The sequence below is a fragment of the Marinifilum sp. genome, assembly GCF_965230805.1.
In the GTDB taxonomy this organism is placed as follows: domain Bacteria; phylum Bacteroidota; class Bacteroidia; order Bacteroidales; family Marinifilaceae; genus Marinifilum.
This window is the reverse complement of the sequence record NZ_OZ246019.1, coordinates 3,033,555-3,051,352: the sequence shown is the minus strand read 5'-3', so window position 1 is coordinate 3,051,352 and position 17,798 is coordinate 3,033,555. Positions and strand designations below refer to the sequence as shown.

General features: G+C 35.2%; 15 protein-coding genes and 1 tRNA gene. 7 read left to right on the top strand and 9 right to left on the bottom strand.

What is annotated here, in order from left to right; genetic code table 11:
* Positions 1–215: 215 nt before the first annotated feature.
* Positions 216–530: a hypothetical protein gene (locus ACO05S_RS12365; protein WP_421918317.1), complete on the top strand. Its 315-nt coding sequence runs from the start codon at positions 216–218 to the stop codon at positions 528–530.
* A gap of 10 nt (positions 531–540) precedes the next feature.
* Positions 541–726 carry a hypothetical protein gene (locus ACO05S_RS12360; RefSeq protein ID WP_421918316.1) on the top strand — a complete coding sequence of 62 codons (186 nt, stop codon included), beginning with the start codon at positions 541–543 and terminating at the stop codon, positions 724–726.
* Between the two features lie 157 nt (positions 727–883).
* On the opposite strand, the gene ACO05S_RS12355 is transcribed toward ACO05S_RS12360, so the two are convergent.
* The 6 genes from ACO05S_RS12355 to ACO05S_RS12330 form a co-directional block, all read right to left on the bottom strand.
* Positions 884–2,128, bottom strand: coding sequence for a hypothetical protein (locus tag ACO05S_RS12355; protein ID WP_421918315.1), 1,245 nt, complete (start codon positions 2,126–2,128; stop codon positions 884–886).
* Between the two features lie 76 nt (positions 2,129–2,204).
* The gene (locus ACO05S_RS12350) at positions 2,205–2,495 is read right to left on the bottom strand and encodes a hypothetical protein (protein WP_421918314.1); all 291 of its coding nucleotides are present in this window, start codon (positions 2,493–2,495) and stop codon (positions 2,205–2,207) included.
* A gap of 29 nt (positions 2,496–2,524) precedes the next feature.
* Positions 2,525–4,960: an ABC transporter permease gene (locus ACO05S_RS12345; RefSeq protein ID WP_421918313.1), complete on the bottom strand. Its 2,436-nt coding sequence runs from the start codon at positions 4,958–4,960 to the stop codon at positions 2,525–2,527.
* A gap of 41 nt (positions 4,961–5,001) precedes the next feature.
* The gene (locus ACO05S_RS12340) at positions 5,002–5,685 is read right to left on the bottom strand and encodes an ABC transporter ATP-binding protein (RefSeq protein WP_421918312.1); all 684 of its coding nucleotides are present in this window, start codon (positions 5,683–5,685) and stop codon (positions 5,002–5,004) included.
* An 18-nt stretch (positions 5,686–5,703) separates the two neighbouring features.
* The gene (locus ACO05S_RS12335; protein ID WP_421918311.1) at positions 5,704–8,052 is read right to left on the bottom strand and encodes an ABC transporter permease; all 2,349 of its coding nucleotides are present in this window, start codon (positions 8,050–8,052) and stop codon (positions 5,704–5,706) included.
* 4 nt (positions 8,053–8,056) lie between these two features.
* Entirely contained in the window at positions 8,057–9,307 is a 1,251-nt protein-coding gene (locus ACO05S_RS12330) for an efflux RND transporter periplasmic adaptor subunit (RefSeq protein ID WP_421918310.1), read from the bottom strand.
* A gap of 250 nt (positions 9,308–9,557) precedes the next feature.
* On the opposite strand from ACO05S_RS12330, the gene ACO05S_RS12325 reads away from it, so the two are divergent.
* The 3 genes from ACO05S_RS12325 (at position 9,558) to ACO05S_RS12315 (ending at position 12,638) form a co-directional block, all read left to right on the top strand.
* A complete protein-coding gene (locus tag ACO05S_RS12325; RefSeq protein WP_421918309.1) occupies positions 9,558–10,937 on the top strand; it encodes a sigma-54-dependent transcriptional regulator in 1,380 nt (459 codons plus the stop codon).
* Positions 10,885–12,285: a sensor histidine kinase gene (locus ACO05S_RS12320; RefSeq protein ID WP_421918308.1), complete on the top strand. Its 1,401-nt coding sequence runs from the start codon at positions 10,885–10,887 to the stop codon at positions 12,283–12,285. Before ACO05S_RS12325 ends, ACO05S_RS12320 begins: the two co-directional genes overlap by 53 nt.
* Positions 12,286–12,389: 104 nt before the next feature.
* Positions 12,390–12,638, top strand: a complete 249-nt coding sequence (locus ACO05S_RS12315) for a DNA-binding protein (protein ID WP_171596589.1) — start codon at positions 12,390–12,392, stop codon at positions 12,636–12,638.
* An 81-nt stretch (positions 12,639–12,719) separates the two neighbouring features.
* Here the strand turns inward: ACO05S_RS12315 and ACO05S_RS12310 are convergent, their stop codons facing one another.
* The 3 genes from ACO05S_RS12310 to ACO05S_RS12300 form a co-directional block, all read right to left on the bottom strand.
* Positions 12,720–13,373: a redox-sensing transcriptional repressor Rex gene (locus ACO05S_RS12310; protein ID WP_421918307.1), complete on the bottom strand. Its 654-nt coding sequence runs from the start codon at positions 13,371–13,373 to the stop codon at positions 12,720–12,722.
* Between the two features lie 150 nt (positions 13,374–13,523).
* Positions 13,524–13,598: transfer RNA gene (locus ACO05S_RS12305), tRNA-Val, on the bottom strand.
* Positions 13,599–13,658: 60 nt separating this feature from the next.
* Positions 13,659–14,945, bottom strand: a complete 1,287-nt coding sequence (locus tag ACO05S_RS12300) for a bifunctional folylpolyglutamate synthase/dihydrofolate synthase (protein ID WP_421918306.1) — start codon at positions 14,943–14,945, stop codon at positions 13,659–13,661.
* A gap of 269 nt (positions 14,946–15,214) precedes the next feature.
* Between ACO05S_RS12300 and ACO05S_RS12295 the strand changes: the two genes are divergently transcribed.
* Complete coding sequence (locus ACO05S_RS12295; RefSeq protein ID WP_421918305.1) at positions 15,215–16,546, top strand: PhoH family protein; 1,332 nt, start codon at positions 15,215–15,217, stop codon at positions 16,544–16,546.
* A gap of 101 nt (positions 16,547–16,647) precedes the next feature.
* Positions 16,648–17,553 carry a phosphatase gene (locus tag ACO05S_RS12290; RefSeq protein ID WP_421918304.1) on the top strand — a complete coding sequence of 302 codons (906 nt, stop codon included), beginning with the start codon at positions 16,648–16,650 and terminating at the stop codon, positions 17,551–17,553.
* Positions 17,554–17,798 lie beyond the last annotated feature (245 nt).

Genomic DNA, 17,798 nt, shown 5'->3' with positions numbered 1-17,798 from the left:
TCGAAAGCAGGCAAACACATAATGGAAAGTTCTCTTTACGACATCTTTACATTAAAAATCCCTCAAAATAGCCCGCTATTCTTTCCAAATTTTTAATGCAAATCTATCCCAAATAGAACTTTCTGTGGATAGAATTTTAAGTCGAACTCACGTTATTATACCAATTGGTATCCTGAAATGAATTTCATTCTTTTGTCCTAAACCCCCTTGATAAAATGAACATTTGTCGCCTTTCATTGACAGTTCCGATTTGTAACATTTCCCAAGCCATTAAAAATACAGTATTCCTACCTGCTATTGGCAAGATTATTACTCCTGTTGGAGGCGTTCTGCCTGCTAATGGAGGAGACCGAGTAAGAAAATGCATGCTTCGACCTGCTAATGCATGCCTTTTTCCTGTAAAATGCATGGTTCGAGCTGTAAAAAGTTTCGAGAGACCTGCAAAATGCATTGCATTTATTAACAATGAGCGTGCGGTTGGCTGGTCGAACGCCTCGGATGGCAGGTCGAATGATGCAGATGGCAGGTAGAACGCCTCCGATGACAGATAGAACGATGCAGACGACAGGTAGAACGGCTCCAATGACAGGTAGAAGGATGCAGATGGAAGAACGAACAGCGCAGATAATAGAACGAACGACTACAACAGCAGCTCGAAGGGTGACTTTGGCAGGTAGAACGGCACTGTTGCCAAGTAGAACGAGTAAAGAACAGATTAGAACCTGAACACAAATTCCATCACAATTTGATGTGATTTTGTATAAAGGTTAGCGATGGGATATTAGGATATTTAAAAACGATTGAAGGGATTTTTCCCAAATTCAGGCTAACTTTTAATGGAAGGTTCTCATTACCAAAGAAATTAAGTCCAACTTCGGTTTATTCAAAAGAACTCTATTTCCTTTAAGTTGGTCCAATCCACAATTTCATACGAATCATTTCCCGTAAAAATTAATATCCCGGCATTTTTTTCTGAAACATCTGTTTTATCACCTAAAAAAAGCTCTTGTCCACTCTTAAGTTCTACCAAACAGTAATTGTAAGCTTTGGGAATGATTCTTTTTATATTTCGAAATGGTACAGAAAACTCAAGTTTATCATTCAAGCCGTTTAAAATTTCAGAATCCATTGCTTCATCCAAATCGTAAACAATAACTCCTTCAAAAGTTTCACCTTTTTTTGTAGTTACTTTTCCATACAATCTCTCCGAATCTTTAAACTCGGAATAACAGCCATCACTTTTTTTAGGCAAAGCAAGTATTTGTAATGCTAAAAAATGTTTCCAGGTAAAATCAATCCTACCTACTTGTGGTATGGTTACTACAATTCCTCTATTACTTCGAGTAACATCGTTGGATGATTTCAAAAGCAGTTGGCGACCCGATTGCAACACAACCTTTGATCCGTTTTCCTCTTTTATAATTTCTTTAATTTTGGCAAATGGGATATTCATCTCACCATCCCGACTTTCACCATCTAATTTATCCTGTAACAATCGTTCATCGTGATCCCATTGAATAAATCCGGTGAATTCACCAATTGTAGTTGTAATTTTGCCATAAATTGGATTTCCGAAATTTTCGTGAATTTCAGTATCGGGTCTAAAAAATTTAACAACATCAATTCTGTTCCAATCAATTTTTAACAAACCCAGCTCATGATCCAATATCCATATTTGATTTCCGACATCATTCGAACCTCCTGCCAAATTAATAAATTTACCCGTCTTAAGTTCTAGATTTACAGACTCATTCCCTGTAACAGAAATTGAATTGATATCACCAAACCGGCACTCGAATCTTCTTTTGTATGTACTATTGCTTTGCTCATCGGAATACTCTACTCGATACCATGAAGTTCTTCTTCTTCGCTTGTATTCAATTAGTTTAGGATTTTCCTTTTTAACATATTTTAAATATGGATTTTCAATTTTTTCCGAGTTAAATACATCCGATAAAAACACCTCCTCATCATTCCAGCGAATTGCTCCTGAATACACATCTCCATCAACTGTAGTAATAGAACCATACAAGTAGCATGGGTAAACCTGTGCATTTAAACCCAACGCACCCAACAACAAACTAAAAAATAAGGTGAAAAACAGTGCGATTTTAATCAAATAGTCCATATGACGGTTGATTTTATTGTTTTGAACTGATTACAAGACGAACAAAACTCTTTTTAGTTACAATCGCAAAATAAAATTATTTTTTTCGGAATAACACCTGAATGTATTTCGAATTTTCCGGGGGCGTAAATATTTGTATCAGCTCCCAAGCAGGATCATAATCTGATATTGACTTTTTAAGCTTGTAAATCTTCATTAAACGTTCAGTTATAGAATCATCCGGATTAAAATCAGAATCATCACTTACATCCCAAACAAATGATTCCAATCGAAACTGAACTCTTACATTTCGATTTGCAAACTTCACTTCCACTTCAGCCATTTGATTATCGTCGACAAATGGAATGGGGACACATATTTCTCTCATAACTTAAAACTAATGGTGTTATTCCAGTATTATTCATATTTAATTGCATTAACCGGATCGGACGAAGCAGCCTTGAACGATTGCCATGCCACAGTGCAAATTCCAATTACCAATGAAATCATAATGGTTAGAAGAAAAATCCACCAGCTGATCTGTATGCGATATGAAAAATCATTTAACCAAACATGCATTACCCAGTAAGCAATTGGAATGGCTATGATATTTGCGATTAAAACCAGCTTCACAAACTCTTTGGTTAGCAGATTTACAAGTTGATTAACAGAAGCACCCAGTACTTTTCGAACGCCCAACTCCTTGGTTCTCTGTTCGGCCATAAAGGAAGAAAGGCCAAATAAACCTAGAGAAGCTATCAGGATACTTATGAATGAAAAAATAGAGAAAATCCAAGTTAATCTTACTTCCGAGTCGTAATTCTCTCTCAATTTTTCATCTAAAAAGACATAGTTAAAAGCCATTCCATGACTAAATTCATTCCATACCTTCTCGATATACCGAAGTGTTTCCTCTCGGTTTTTCTGGTTCAGTTTCACATACATCACTCTTCGATAATTAGCATTCTCGCTTACCAAAAAATTAATGGGTTCGATATTTTCGCGTAATGGCCTGTAATGAAAGTCGGCAACTACACCAATTACCTCACCCTTCATGATATCATCATCCTCGCCTCCTTCGAACTCTACACCCAATTGCAGTTTCTTGCCCACCGCATTTTCGTTCCAGTTAAACTTTCTGGCTGCTGCCTGATTCACAATAAATGCACTACTTGTATCCGAAGCAATATTTCTGTCAAATTTTCTGCCTTGTATTATTTTCATATGCATCATATCGAGATAATCAAAATCGATTACACTAAAATTTAAGGCATACTCTTCCATTCCTTCTTCCCCTTCATACATATGTACGGTTTTCGACCCATCAAAACCTATTAATGTGTTAGAGGTAGCCACAGAATTAATATTAGGATTTTTTCGAAGCTCTTCCTTTAAAGGTTGAATCTTGGTTCTCATTAAAGAATCTCTAACAATACTTACCAGTACATCCTCTTTGCCAAATCCCATATCCTTATTGTTCATATAATTCAGCTGAATACCAACAATTATAGTTCCGCTAATCATTATGGCAGATATAGTAAACTGCGAGACTACAAGCAGTTTTCTCAGCAAACTTCCGGCCTTGCCTTTTATGGTTGATCCCTTTAAAATGACAGCAGGATGAAAAGAAGACAGATAAAATGCCGGATAGCTGCCCGAAACCACTCCAAGAACCAATGCCAAAACAACACTGAATATTATTATTTCAGGAGTATCTGATATACTTAACACCAATTCTTTATCTACCAAATCATTAAAGAAAGGCAGAATTAATTCCACAACAATTATAGCAATGACCAAAGCCAGAACTGTAAGCGACAAACTTTCCATAAGAAACTGTCTTACTAAAGTATCGCGATGGGCACCTACAACTTTGCGAACACCAACCTCTCTGGCTCTTTTAGTTGAGCGTGCCGTTGCCATATTCATATAATTGATACCAGCAATCGATAAAATAAAAAAGGCTATGGCCGATAATATAAAAATGTACTTGATGTTACCTGTAGGTGCATCCCATTGTAAGTCCGATTTCAAATGGATGTCGGCTAATTTCTGAACAATTAATGTATAATCAATTCCCAACTGATCGCCCAATGTCTTCATGTACTTCCGGTAATACAGCGGAAACTTTTCCGTGATCGCTTCAACCTGGGAATTTTCCTTTAACAACAGATAAGTATAATTGTTAAAACTCCAAAATGAAATGGGTTCGGTACTATTAAACTGTTCTGTCCCAAGCAAGACTTCCAGTGTTTTCATTGAATAGAAACCTCTAAACCTAAAGTGACTATTTCCAGGAATATCCTCCATTACTCCTGTTACCGTGAAAGATCTTTTTTCTCCAACAATTAGCACTTTACCTATAGGATCTTCATCCCCAAAATATTTTTTGGCTAAGCTTTGATTCAAAACAATTGAGTAAGGTTCGCTTAAAGCTTTATCAGGATCACCTTGTAAGAGCTTATAGCTAAACACCTTAAACACACTTGAATCGATATAAGGAATTCGTTCCTCGTAAAACTCCTTATCCTGATATCTGAATTGCTGCCCCCCTGAACCCCGAACTCGAACAAATTGCTCAACTTCCGGAAATTCCTGTTTAAAAGTTGGTCCAAATGGAATAGGCGTTGTTGCAACCCGATCGCGTTTCCCATTTAATTTAAAATCGGATGCCAAACGCACAATTCTTTTGTGATTTACATTGTACTTATCGTAGGATAACTCTTCCTGAATAAAAAGCACAATTAAAATTGCGCATGTCAATCCCACCGACAAACCAGTTACATTAAGAACGGTATAAAACTTATTTCGGTTAAAATTTCGAATAATGGTAATCAAGAAATTCTTTAACATTGCGATTCTATTAATGAAACCTTTAGGTGTGGGATGTAGCACTATAGTTTTTGTCTCATATTTTCGGTAACAATATGGCCATCGAATAGCTGAATAATTCTATGGCTTCTATCGGCATCGGATGGGGAGTGAGTTACCATCACAATGGTTGTTCCTTCTTCATTTAATTGCGTTAAAAGGTTCATAACTTCTTCACCATTTGCAGAATCCAAGTTCCCTGTTGGCTCATCGGCAAGTATTAATTTCGGATTAGAGATCACCGCGCGAGCAATAGCTACACGCTGCTGCTGTCCTCCTGAAAGTTGCTGCGGAAAATGCTTTGCCCTATGTGCAATATTCATTCTTTCCAGTGCTTCATTTACTCTTCTTTTGCGTTCCGATCCCGAAACCTTCATGTACAGAAGTGGCAACTCAACATTCTCAAAAACTGTCAGTTCATCAATCAGATTAAAACTCTGAAAAACAAAACCGATATTCTCTTTTCTTAAATTTGTTCTTTGGCGCTCAGAATATTTTTCCACTTGGTATCCAGTAAAGTGTAATTCACCTTCGCTAGGATTATCCAATAAGCCAATAATATTTAATAAAGTTGATTTGCCACAACCCGATGGTCCCATTATGGCCACAAATTCACCTTCTTTTATTTCAAGGTTCACATTATTTAGAGCAGTTGTTTCAACCTCATCTGTTCGGAAGATCTTAATTAAGTTTTTCGTTTTAATCATACCCTTAACATTTATAATTTATTGATATTTTAATATTTGAGCAGGTGCACTGTAAACCATTCTTGCAATTTGTTTGTACGAAGTTAAAAATGCTATTAAAATGGATAAAATAGCAGCTAAAATAAATATGCCAATTCCGATCTCGATTCGGTAGGCAAATCCATGCAACCACCATTCCATTGCAAAAAACGAAAGCACCCAAGCGATTGCAACTGATAGCATAATCCATTTAAAAATGTCTTTAATCAATAGCTGTAGCACATGATCGACATTGGCACCAAACACTTTTCGCAATGCTACTTCTTTGGCTTTACTCTCTGTTATAAAGGATACCAATCCAAACAAACCAAGACAGGAAATGATAAATGCTATGACCGTGAATGAAGCAAACAGCTTTCCCATTCTCGATTCTGCCTGATAAAAATAATCGAAATCTTCCTCAAGCAACCTGTAGTTAAAAGGCATATGAGCAAATTTTTGTGTCCAAACCTTTCGAATACGATTTATTATCGGATCCTTATCTGCTCCAATACGAATTCCTATGTATTTAAAAGATCTTGGGTTACGCATCATAATTAATGGATTGACTCCAACCTGTAAACTGTTAAAATTAAAATCTTTCACAATACCTATCACCTCACCAGTATAGTTCCAAAGAGTGATTTTCTCACCAATGGTATGCACCATTCCCATCTTTTCTGCTGCCGATTCGTTAATAATAAATTTTAGGGTATCCTCGCCATGCTTTTTAGAAAATCCCCGGCCTTGAATAACATCCATTTCGAAGGTTTCAATAAAATCGAAATCCACAAATGATAATTGAAATAATACTTGGTCAGCACCTTCTGTTTTATCGGGCCACGACACATCCCATGTTGAGTTTGAGAAATTAACCGGCATTTGATTTGCCGCTGTTATCCAATGAACTCCGGCAACTTTAAGCAATTCCTCTTTTAGCTCAGGGTACTCCTGATAAAAATCATCAAGCATTTCTACGTAAACAATATTGTCTTTATTATAGCCGATATCGGATTCCTGTAAAAAATTCAGTTGTTTATATATCACACAAGTGCAAATAAAAAGTGCGATTGACATGGTAAACTGAATCACCACCAAAACTTTTCGCAGCATTGCTGAATCTTGTCTGAACACTCCTCTGATTACCTCTATAGGCAGAAAAGAAGAAAGGAATAAAGCAGGATAACTTCCTGATAAAATGCCGGTGATTAGAACAATAAAGACAACTGCAAGTAAAAATTTAAAGTTGCCTGGCATTAAGGAGAGTGTTCGGTTAGTAAGATCACCAAACACCGGCAATAGTAATTCTACAAACACAACGGCTAATCCTAGAGCGATGCCTGTAAAAATGATTGACTCGGTTAGGAATAATCCCACCAATCCGCTTCTTTGTGCTCCAACAACTTTTCGAATTGCTACTTCCCTTGCTCGCCTCTCTGATCTGGCTGTTGCCAAATTCATATAATTAAAACACGCTATTAATAGAATAAGCACCGCAACCAATAGAAAAAGCCTTACATACCAAATCGACCCTACCTTATTTTTATTGATTGAATACAAATGATACTTATCAAACTCCTGTATATCTAACTCTATGTTTGAATATGAAGTTCGCTGTCGTAAATTATGCTTTATATTTTCTGCCAAATATTTACTATTGGCACCTTCTTTCAGTTTTAAAAAAGTATAGAATGAATTTGCTTCCCAATCGGTTAAATCATATTGCCAATAATCCTGAAAAAATTTAATTGGCAGAAAAAAGTCAAAATGTATTGAAGAATTTTCAGGAGCATTCTCTACCACCGCACCCACAATAAACTGATAGCTTGAGTTAATTTCTACATTCATTCCAACAGGATTGATATCTCCAAATAGTTTATCAGACATCCTTTGACTTAACACAATGGTATTGTCATTTGTCAATGGATTACTAAAGTTTCCATGAACAACCGGAATCGAAAATATCTTAAAGAAATCAGGGTCTACAACCTTACCCCCATTTACTACAATCGTTTTTCCATTGGCTGATAAAATCAATTGTCCCCATGTACTCACCATTCTCGATGAATATTCCACTTCGGCATATTCTTTCTTTAAGGATTCTGCCAGTGGGCTTGGTGTGGAATAAACAGAGAAAACATCTCCATCAGCATATCGTTGATTTTCATAAACGGCATAAATTCTGTTTACATCCTTGTGGTAGGTATCAAAACTAAGTTCATAATTAACCCAAATCAATATTAAAAGTGTACACGTTACACCTGTAGCCAATCCGAAAATATTTATTAACGAATAAGCTTTTTGCTTGTACAAATTTCTAATTACTGTATTGAGTATAATTTTAATCATCCACTTATTTTAATAGCAATTTTTCTGCATCTCCATAGAGTTCATAACTGTTTGTAATCACCTTTTCGCCTGTTTGTAAGCCTTCCAGCACTTCGTAATATTTTGGATTCTGATTTCCAAGCTTAATCTGTCTTCTCACTGCAAATTCTCCAGATGCATCCACTACGAAAATCCACTGACCACCAGTACTTTGAAAAAAACCACCCCTTGGAACCAATAAAGCTTCTCTAGGTTCACCCAATTCAATTTTGGTTCGGAATGTTTGTCCGGTTCTGATACCTTTCGGCAACTCACTTACAAATTTTAAATCTATTTCGAATTGTCCATTACGCACCTCAGGATATACTTTAGATACTATTAATAGATATTCCTTTCCATTAAATTTAAAATTTGCATTTAAACCTTTATTTAATCTAGCAATGTAAAGCTCGTCAACCATTGCATTAATTTTATAATTATCCAAAATATTAACCTGACCAAGTCTTTGTCCTTTTGATATAGATTCTCCCAATTCGGCATTTAATGATCCAAGCTGACCGCTAACAGGAGCTTTCACATTTAGATTTTGAAGTTTCTCACGAACCAAATCTAAATTGTCTTCCATTTTACTCAAATTCGCTTCTAATCTTTCTATCTGAATTGTCCTCGATAAGGAATCAGTTTTTTGACGCTCTAACAATAAATCCCTTACCTTTTTGTGATAAAAATAATCATCGCGTGAAGCTTCAAATTCCTCTTTGGCTATTAAATCCTTTTTGTAGAAAGTTTTATTTCGAAAGTATTGCCTTTTGCTTTTTGCCAAATTCAAATCGATATCCAGCAAATTGCGTTTGATATTCAAACGATCTTGCTCCATGCTCAAACGTGTATCTCTTAGCCGATTTACTTGTTCTGTAAAAGCTGCTTCAGAGTTCAATATCTGCAGATTCAACTCGGAATTACTTAAACGCAAGATAATATTACCTTTTTGAACCATACTACCTTCTTCCAGTAAAATCTCTTCTACCCTACCCCCTTCAATTGCATCCAAATATACAGTCGTAATAGGGTTAACAGTACCGGTTCGAGCAATGTATTCTTGAAAATAATCTTTTTTTACATCGGAAATTGATAGTGTTTCTTCATTTACCCGAAAGCTTAATCCCGAAGTTCCTAGAAATGCTGTGTAGAGAATAAGTATGGCCATTACACCAACAGCTAGGTACCAATTTTTCTTCTGAAGATACCAAGGCCTCTTCTCAATAATTCTATCCATATTTTTTTTGACTTTTTATATACCTTTTTTTCAAACACCTTAAAGCATTATCCACTTTTATGCCAAACACAATTTAAACCTGAATAACAACCACTTAATCAATACAAACATCAAGTTCACCTACAAAGTTTGAACGGATTTAAGACATAGAGTGTACGTTTACGTACATCCTTTTTTTATTTCTGAAATATTAATAATAACTTGAGTCCAGATTTAAAAAACAAACCAAACCTACAATTATTCAGATATTATGACAATACAGAAGAGTGGTAAAATACTTGCCATTGATGATAATGAAGACATATTGTTTTCCCTGAAACTACTTTTAAAACAACATGTAGAACTAATTCATACAGAATCAGATCCTGAAATGATCCCTAAATTAATGAAACAGGAAGAATATGATGTAATTCTGTTGGATATGAACTTTACCAAGGATGCCATAAGTGGTCAAGAAGGTTATCATTGGTTAAATAAAATTCTTGAAATAGATGCAAGAGCTGTAGTTTTGTTTATTACGGCTTATGGCGATATTGAAAAATCGGTAAAAGCGATAAAAGCTGGGGCTACTGATTTTATATTAAAACCTTGGCAAAACGAGAAACTTTTAGCCACTATCTCATCTGCCATTACACTTCGCAAATCAAAAGAAGAAGTTAGCGAACTCAAAACCAAGCAAAAAGAACTAAACGCTGTTCTGGATCAACCTTTTAATGATTTTATTGGTACTTCTCCAGAAATGCAACAAGTATTTCAAACCATTTCAAAAGTTTCAAAAACAGATGCTAATGTATTGATTTTAGGAGAAAACGGAACAGGGAAAGAATTAGTTGCAAGAGCATTACACCGTAATTCCAGCAGAAAAGATGAAGTTTTTGTTAGTGTTGACCTTGGTTCCATAAACGAAAACTTGTTCGAAAGTGAATTGTTTGGTCATGTGAAAGGAGCCTTTACTGATGCAAGAACAGATCGGCCAGGAAGATTTGAGATAGCATCTGGTGGTACATTATTCCTCGATGAAATTGGTAACTTAAGTTTACCTATGCAAGCCAAACTTTTAACCGTTCTTGAAAGAAGAGAAGTGATTAGAGTTGGATCAAACAAACCGATTCCAATCGATATACGTTTGATTTGTGCAACAAACATGCCTCTAAAACAAATGGCATCAGAAGAAAAATACCGTCAAGATTTATTATACCGTATTAATACTGTAGAAATTGACCTTCCTCCGCTGCGTGATAGATATGAAGACATACCTTTGTTAGCTGATCATTTTCTAAAAATTTATTCTAAAAAGTACAAGAAAAGAATTAATCCATTATCGAAAGCTTGCATTAACAAACTTTACGATTACGGTTGGCCGGGGAATGTTCGCGAACTTCAACATCAAATGGAACGCGCAGTAATTATGGCTGATGATAAAAGTCTTGAACCTGGAGATTTCCAAATTAGCATGGAAAGAAGTCATCAAGACGATGTTGAGTTCGATTCATACAATCTTGAAGAGGTAGAAAAAAATATCATCCAAAAGGTATTAAAAACAAATAAAGGTAACATATCCAAAGCCGCAGGCGAACTTGGACTTACAAGAACCTCGCTATACAGAAGACTTGAAAAATATGGTTTATAAGAGTTTCCGAATTAACTTTATTATCAGGATTATCGTGCTATCAGCCACGATTTTTCTTTTATTCTACTTGCTTGCTAAAAGAAGTTTATACTTTACTGCAAGTCTGACTTTTATTGCCATTATTTACCAGATATATGAGATCATAAGGTATGTGGAAAAAACCAACCGTTTGCTTAAAAACTTTCTGGAATCGATACGTTATTCCGATTTTACTAGAAACTTTCAGGTTCAAGGCTTAGGCAGTTCTTTTGATAAACTACAAGAATCTTTCAATGCTGTAATCACGGATTTCCAAAAAATCCGTGCAGAAAAAGAAGAACATTACTTTTATCTGCAAACCGTTATTCAACATATTGGGATTAGTTTAATCGCATTTCATCGTGATGGCAAAGTAGAAATGATTAACAATGCTTCCAAGAAACTTTTCCAAATCAGCAATCTTAAAATGATTCAGGATTTAAAATCATTTAGCCCTGATTTGGTGGATTCTTTATTGAACCTGAAGCATGGCGAAAATACGCTGATAAAGGTAAATGACAATGACGACATTCTACAGTTGGCTGTGTATGCAACCGAATTTAAAATAAACAATCGTCAAGTTATATTGGTATCAATAAAGAATATCCAATATGAATTGGAAGAACAAGAGATTGAATCATGGCAGAAACTGATCCGTGTGTTAACACATGAAATAATGAATTCAATTACACCAATCTCTTCACTATCGACTACACTTACTACCATTCTTGATGATTTTGGTGAAAACAATACCAATCGTTTTGATGAGCAAGACCTCGAAACTCTAAATGAAGTTAAGATGGCATTGGAGACAATTCACAAAAGAAGCTCCGGTCTGCTCCATTTTGTTGACACATATCGTAATCTTACAAAAATTCCAAAGCCGAACTTCAGCATCTTTCAGGTTCAAAAACTATTTGATAATATTTACAGATTAATGGAAGAGGAAATCAAAAGAAATGGAATTGAATGCGATATCAGCATCAATCCTCAATCCATTGAACTTTCGGCAGATGAGCAGCTGATTGAGCAGGTGTTAATAAATTTAATTAAGAACTCAATACATGCTTTGGAACATACCGAAAATCCTAAAATTGAACTAAAAGCTTTTATGAATTCAAGAGGCCGGATTTCTATTCAAGTAAGTGATAACGGCCAAGGCATTATTAAAGAAGTATTAGATAAAGTTTTTATCCCATTTTTTACCACAAAACCCAAAGGATCCGGCATTGGCTTAAGTCTGTCGAAGCAAATCCTTCGACTGCATGGTGGAACAATTACAGCTTATTCTGTGCCTGACGAGCGAACTAGTTTCACACTTACCTTTTAATTGTTAATGGTAGAATTAACGTTCTAATAATTTTAATTTAAGAAATTCTTTCATTAAATTTAAAGGGCAAATATATTTCTAACCCTTAATAAAATAAACAGCATATGACTAAGACAATCACATTTAATGAGCTAAGACAAATTAAGGATCGTTTGCCAGACGGCAGCATGCAAAGGATTGCAGAAGACTTACAATTAAACGTTGAAACTGTTAGAAATTATTTTGGTGGAACAAATTTTGATGAAGGTAAAAGTACAGGAATCCATGTTGAGCAAGGCCCAAATGGAGGAATTGTTGAACTTGATGATACTACAATTTTAGATCACGCTTTCCGTATCTTGGAGAATGCCTAAGAAAAGTTTTTACATCAGATAAATAAAAAGGGGGTTTTGAAAAATTTCAAAACCCCTTTTTTTATTTTATCTCTCGAATAATTATTCTTCTCTTCTTTCGTAATGTAGCTTATTAAAGATAATTGCAAGATTAGAATACAATGTTGTATTCTGAACAATAATATCATCCGGTACTTTAATTCTTGCGGGAGTAAAATTCCAAATGGCCTTAATTCCCCATGCCACCATTAAATCAGCTACAGTTTGTGCATTTTCGGCAGGAACCGTAATTATCCCCATAACGACATTCAATTCCTGAGCCAGATCTCTAAACTGGTCTATGTGAAAAACTTCCACATCATTAATCTTCCTTCCAATTGTTGACGGATTTACATCAAAAGCTGCTTCAATGTTTAATCCAAAATGATTTAATCCACTATCATGCAGCAGAGCAGATCCCAATGATCCTGCTCCAACAAGAAAAGCATTATCCATTACGGAAAAGCCAAGAAAATCGGATAAAACATCAACAATTGCTTTAACCTCATATCCAACCCTGGTTTTTCCTACTATAGTGGTGTATGATAAATCTTTTGTTACCTGCGTTGGATCTATATTCATATAATTTGCAATTTGGGTTGATGATACAAATTGCTGACCCTTACGCAGTAGACCTTCGGCGTAAGCCAAATAGGAAGGCATGCGTCTAATCGTTGGCTCTGGAACCGCCTGATTTTTTTTAGAATTTTGAACCATAGTAAATTTCTTAAACCAAAATCAAGACAAAAATAAAGAAGTTTTTATTGAAGAAAAATTTCTTTAATGATTTTTTGACTACATATAAAATTTGATTTTGGGTATTCGGAAAAAAAATAGTTTTTTAAAAAATCTAAAAAACTGTAGGAGTGGGCGATATAAGATTCGAACTTATGACCCCTTGGGTGTAAACCAAGTGCTCTGAACCAACTGAGCTAATCGCCCCTAATGAGAATGCAAATATAAACAGAAAAATTTACCACGCAATATTTTTTCTGCTTTTGTTTACACCACTTCTGCCACCACGAAGGTACTACCTCCAACAAAAATTAAATCATTTTTTTCCGACTCTTTTTTAGCAGCATTTAATGCTTCTTCAACAGATCTGTATGCTTTTCCCATTAACCCATAGTCTTTGGCCAGCTTCCGAAGTTCATTTTCGTTTAGTGCTCGTGGAATACTGGCGCGTGTAAAAAAGTAATTCGCTTCTTTAGGCATTAAACTCAAAACCTCATCGGTATTTTTATCATCAACCAAACCAAAAACAATATGTAATTTTCTGTAATCCGTTATCCTTATTTGCTCTATTATTTCTCTAATTCCAGCCTCATTATGTCCTGTATCACAAATTATCACCGGTTTTTCTTGTAAAACTTGCCAGCGCCCTAAAAGTCCTGTTTCTTTTACAATTTCAGCAAGTCCGTTATATATATTCTCATCTGTAATGTTAATGCCTTTTGCTTTAAGTTGATATAATGCACAAATTGCTGTTCTAATGTTTTTTTGTTGATACTTTCCAAGCAAATCACATTCAACAAGAAATTCTTTTGCAAGCATTTTATTCTCAATCCTAATCACTTGTCTTCTCTGAATTGTTTCAGAACACTTTATTTGAAACATATCATCCGCAAATTGTAATTTTGCGTTCCTTTCCTCAGCAATTTGCTCAAAAACCTGTGATATACAATCTTGTTTTTCTCCTATAACAACAGGAATATCTGGCTTAATGATACCTGCTTTTTCCTTTGCAATCACAGCAATATCATTCCCCAAGAGCTTAGTATGGTCTTTACTAATATTTGTAATCACCGAGAGCAGAGGTGTAATAATATTGGTCGAATCTAATCTTCCCCCCAATCCTACTTCAATTACTGCAATATCAACCTGTTCTTGCGCAAAATAATCAAAAGCCAATGCTACGGTCATTTCAAAAAACGAAGGCTTAATTTCTTCAAACTTTCCCCTGTTGTTTTTAACAAAATCAACAACAGCCGACTCGTTAATCATTTTTCCATTAATCTTTACTCTTTCTCTAAAATCACGCAGGTGTGGAGATGTATATAAGCCAACTTTTAATCCTGATTTTTGCAATACCGATGCTATAGAATGAGATACAGATCCTTTCCCGTTTGTTCCTGCAATGTGAACGGTTTTAAACTTTTTGTGAGGTTGATTAAAGTGAGCATCTAAGGCTAAGGTATTGTCTAAATTGGCTTTATAAGCAGCTTTCCCTGTGCGTTGATACATGGGAAGCTGAGTAAACATATATTCCAGTGTTTCCTGATAAGTCATACTAAAAATCTTTACTGATTTTAAATCCAATGCAAAGAAGTATAAAAAATCTTAAAAAAATATTTCACAAGCTAGTTTTCCTATATTTTTTGCTAATTTAAATGGATCAAAAGCTATCAAATTTGAATGCTTTAAAAGAAAAAAAACCTTAAATATTGATTATTAAACAGAAAGAAGAAGTCAAACCAATTTCGATTGAAATAGTTTTTGGTAAGCAAAATAAATTCGACAAACGAAAGGTCGAAATAAACCTCTTATAATTTTCCAATATGGCAAAACTCAGAAAGATTTTCGTATTAGATACGAACGTTATCCTACATGATTTTAACTCGATTTATAATTTTGAAGAAAACGATGTTGTTATTCCTATTACAGTACTTGAAGAATTAGACAAATTCAAGAAAGGAAATGATCAAATCAATTATCATGCAAGAGAATTTACCCGCGAGCTTGATCGAATTTCTGGAGATAACCTATTTAAAGATGGTGCAAATCTTGGTAAAGGATTAGGTACTCTTTTTATTGAAACAGGAAAAGAGTTTTCTCCTACAATGAAAGCTTCATTCCACGAAAACATTCCTGATCACAGAATTCTTGCAATTACCGAACATATTTTCAAGCAATACAAACGCAAAAAGGTAATTCTTGTAACCAAGGATATTAACCTTAGAATGAAGGCTAAATCCTTGGGGATTTTGTCTGAAGATTACAAAAATGATCAGGTTCAGGATTTGGATGATGTAATGAGCCTTGGCATAACCACTTTGGAAAATTTCGATGATGTCAAAATCTCATCCTTATACAAAACGCATGATGGTATTCCTGAAAAAGAATTTGGAGTTGACCTGTTAAAATCAGGACACGAGTATTTTATTTTGAAAGGGAGCAGCTCTAGTGCTCTGGCACATTTCGATCCTGTAGAGCGATTAATTACAAGAGTTGAAAAGCCAAATGCCTATGGTATTTACCCAAGAAACGCAGAGCAAACTTTCTCGATGAATGCTCTTTTAGATCCTAAAATAAGTTTGGTTGCTTTAACAGGAAAAGCCGGAACCGGAAAAACTCTTTTGGCTTTGGCTTCGGCACTTGCTCAAAACGATATGTACGATCAGATCTTTTTGGCAAGGCCAATTGTTGCACTGGCAAACAAAGACCTGGGATATCTTCCCGGCGATGCCAAGGAAAAAATTGGCCCCTACATGCAACCCTTGTTCGACAACTTAAGTGTAATTAAACACAAGTTTAATATTCACAGTAAGGAATACCTTAAAATTGACGAACTACTGAAAGAAGATAAGTTACAGATTACGCCATTAGCGTACATACGAGGAAGAAGTTTATCGAACACTTATTTTATTGTTGACGAAGCCCAAAACCTTACTCCGCATGAAGTAAAAACCATTATCACAAGAGCAGGAGAAGGAACCAAAATGATTTTCACCGGCGACATTGAGCAAATCGATTCTCCATACCTGGATAAAAAGTCAAACGGATTGGCATATCTTTCGGACAGAATGAAAGGCCAGGATGTGTTTGCTCACGTTAATCTGTTAAAAGGAGAAAGAAGTCACCTTGCCGAATTAGCAAGTAATCTTCTGTAATTTGTGATTTTGCATTACTCATAAATTTCCTTTAATTTGATTCTGATAATCTATTAAAGGAGTAATGCAATCAACCATTTATTAAATCTAATCCACAGGTCATGAAAATCATGAAATTTGCCGCCATAGATATTGGATCGAATGCTATCCGATTATTATTTATGAACGTATTTGAAGAAGGCGGAAATACGCATTTTAAAAAGTCATCTTTAATTCGAGTTCCCATTCGATTGGGAACCGATACATTTATTGATAAGTTTATTTCTCATGAAAAAGGCGAAAAACTAATCAAATCGATGATTGCTTTTCGAAACTTAATGGAGGTTCACGATATCGTTAACTATAGGGCTTGTGCCACTTCGGCTATGCGCGAGGCCGCTAACGGAGATGAAATCATTAAAAGAATTGAAGAAGAATCGAATATTAAAATTGATATCATTGATGGTAAGGAAGAAGCAAGTATTATTTTTGACAATAAAATTGCCGACACCCTTGAGCCAAATAAGGATTACCTTTATGTTGATGTGGGTGGTGGCAGCACCGAAGTTACCTTGTTTTCGAAAGGTGTTTGCTCATTCTCTGCTTCCTTTAATGTTGGAACCATTAAGATCCTTAAAGATTGTGTTCCGAAAGGCGAGTTTATTCGGATTAAGGAATGCTTATTGGACATCTGCCCCAATTGCGAAAATATCGAGATTATTGGATCGGGAGGTAATATTAACAGATTGGTAAAGCTTGCTACTCCAAGAAAAGAGAAATACCTGAGCTATATGGAGCTAAAGGATATCTATTACGATTTAAAGCAGTATACGCAGGAAGAGTTAATGATTAATTACAATATGAATCCCGACAGAGCCGATGTAATTATTCCTGCTGCCACAATATTCCTTAGCATTATGGAATGGGCAAAAGCCGAACGCATTCATGTTCCTAAAATTGGTGTTTCGGATGGTATTGTTCATCAACTATACAAGGAATATGCCTCGAACAGGCTTCTAATTACTTAGGAATGGCCTGAAAACTTAATTCTTTTTGTAAATTTGCGAACTAATTAATTTGTATAAATTAGAACTGATTCAATTGTAATTGATTCAGTTCTTTTTTTATCTGTTATTTTGATTCGCATGGCTTCTTATTTGAAGTAATGATGCTTTTATTGTGAAATGGGTTTTCGATTGTTTTGAGCATTTTGAGTTGGGTAAAGACACAAAGATAGAGGAATAGCCACGCCTACTACCCTGCTTTTTAAGGG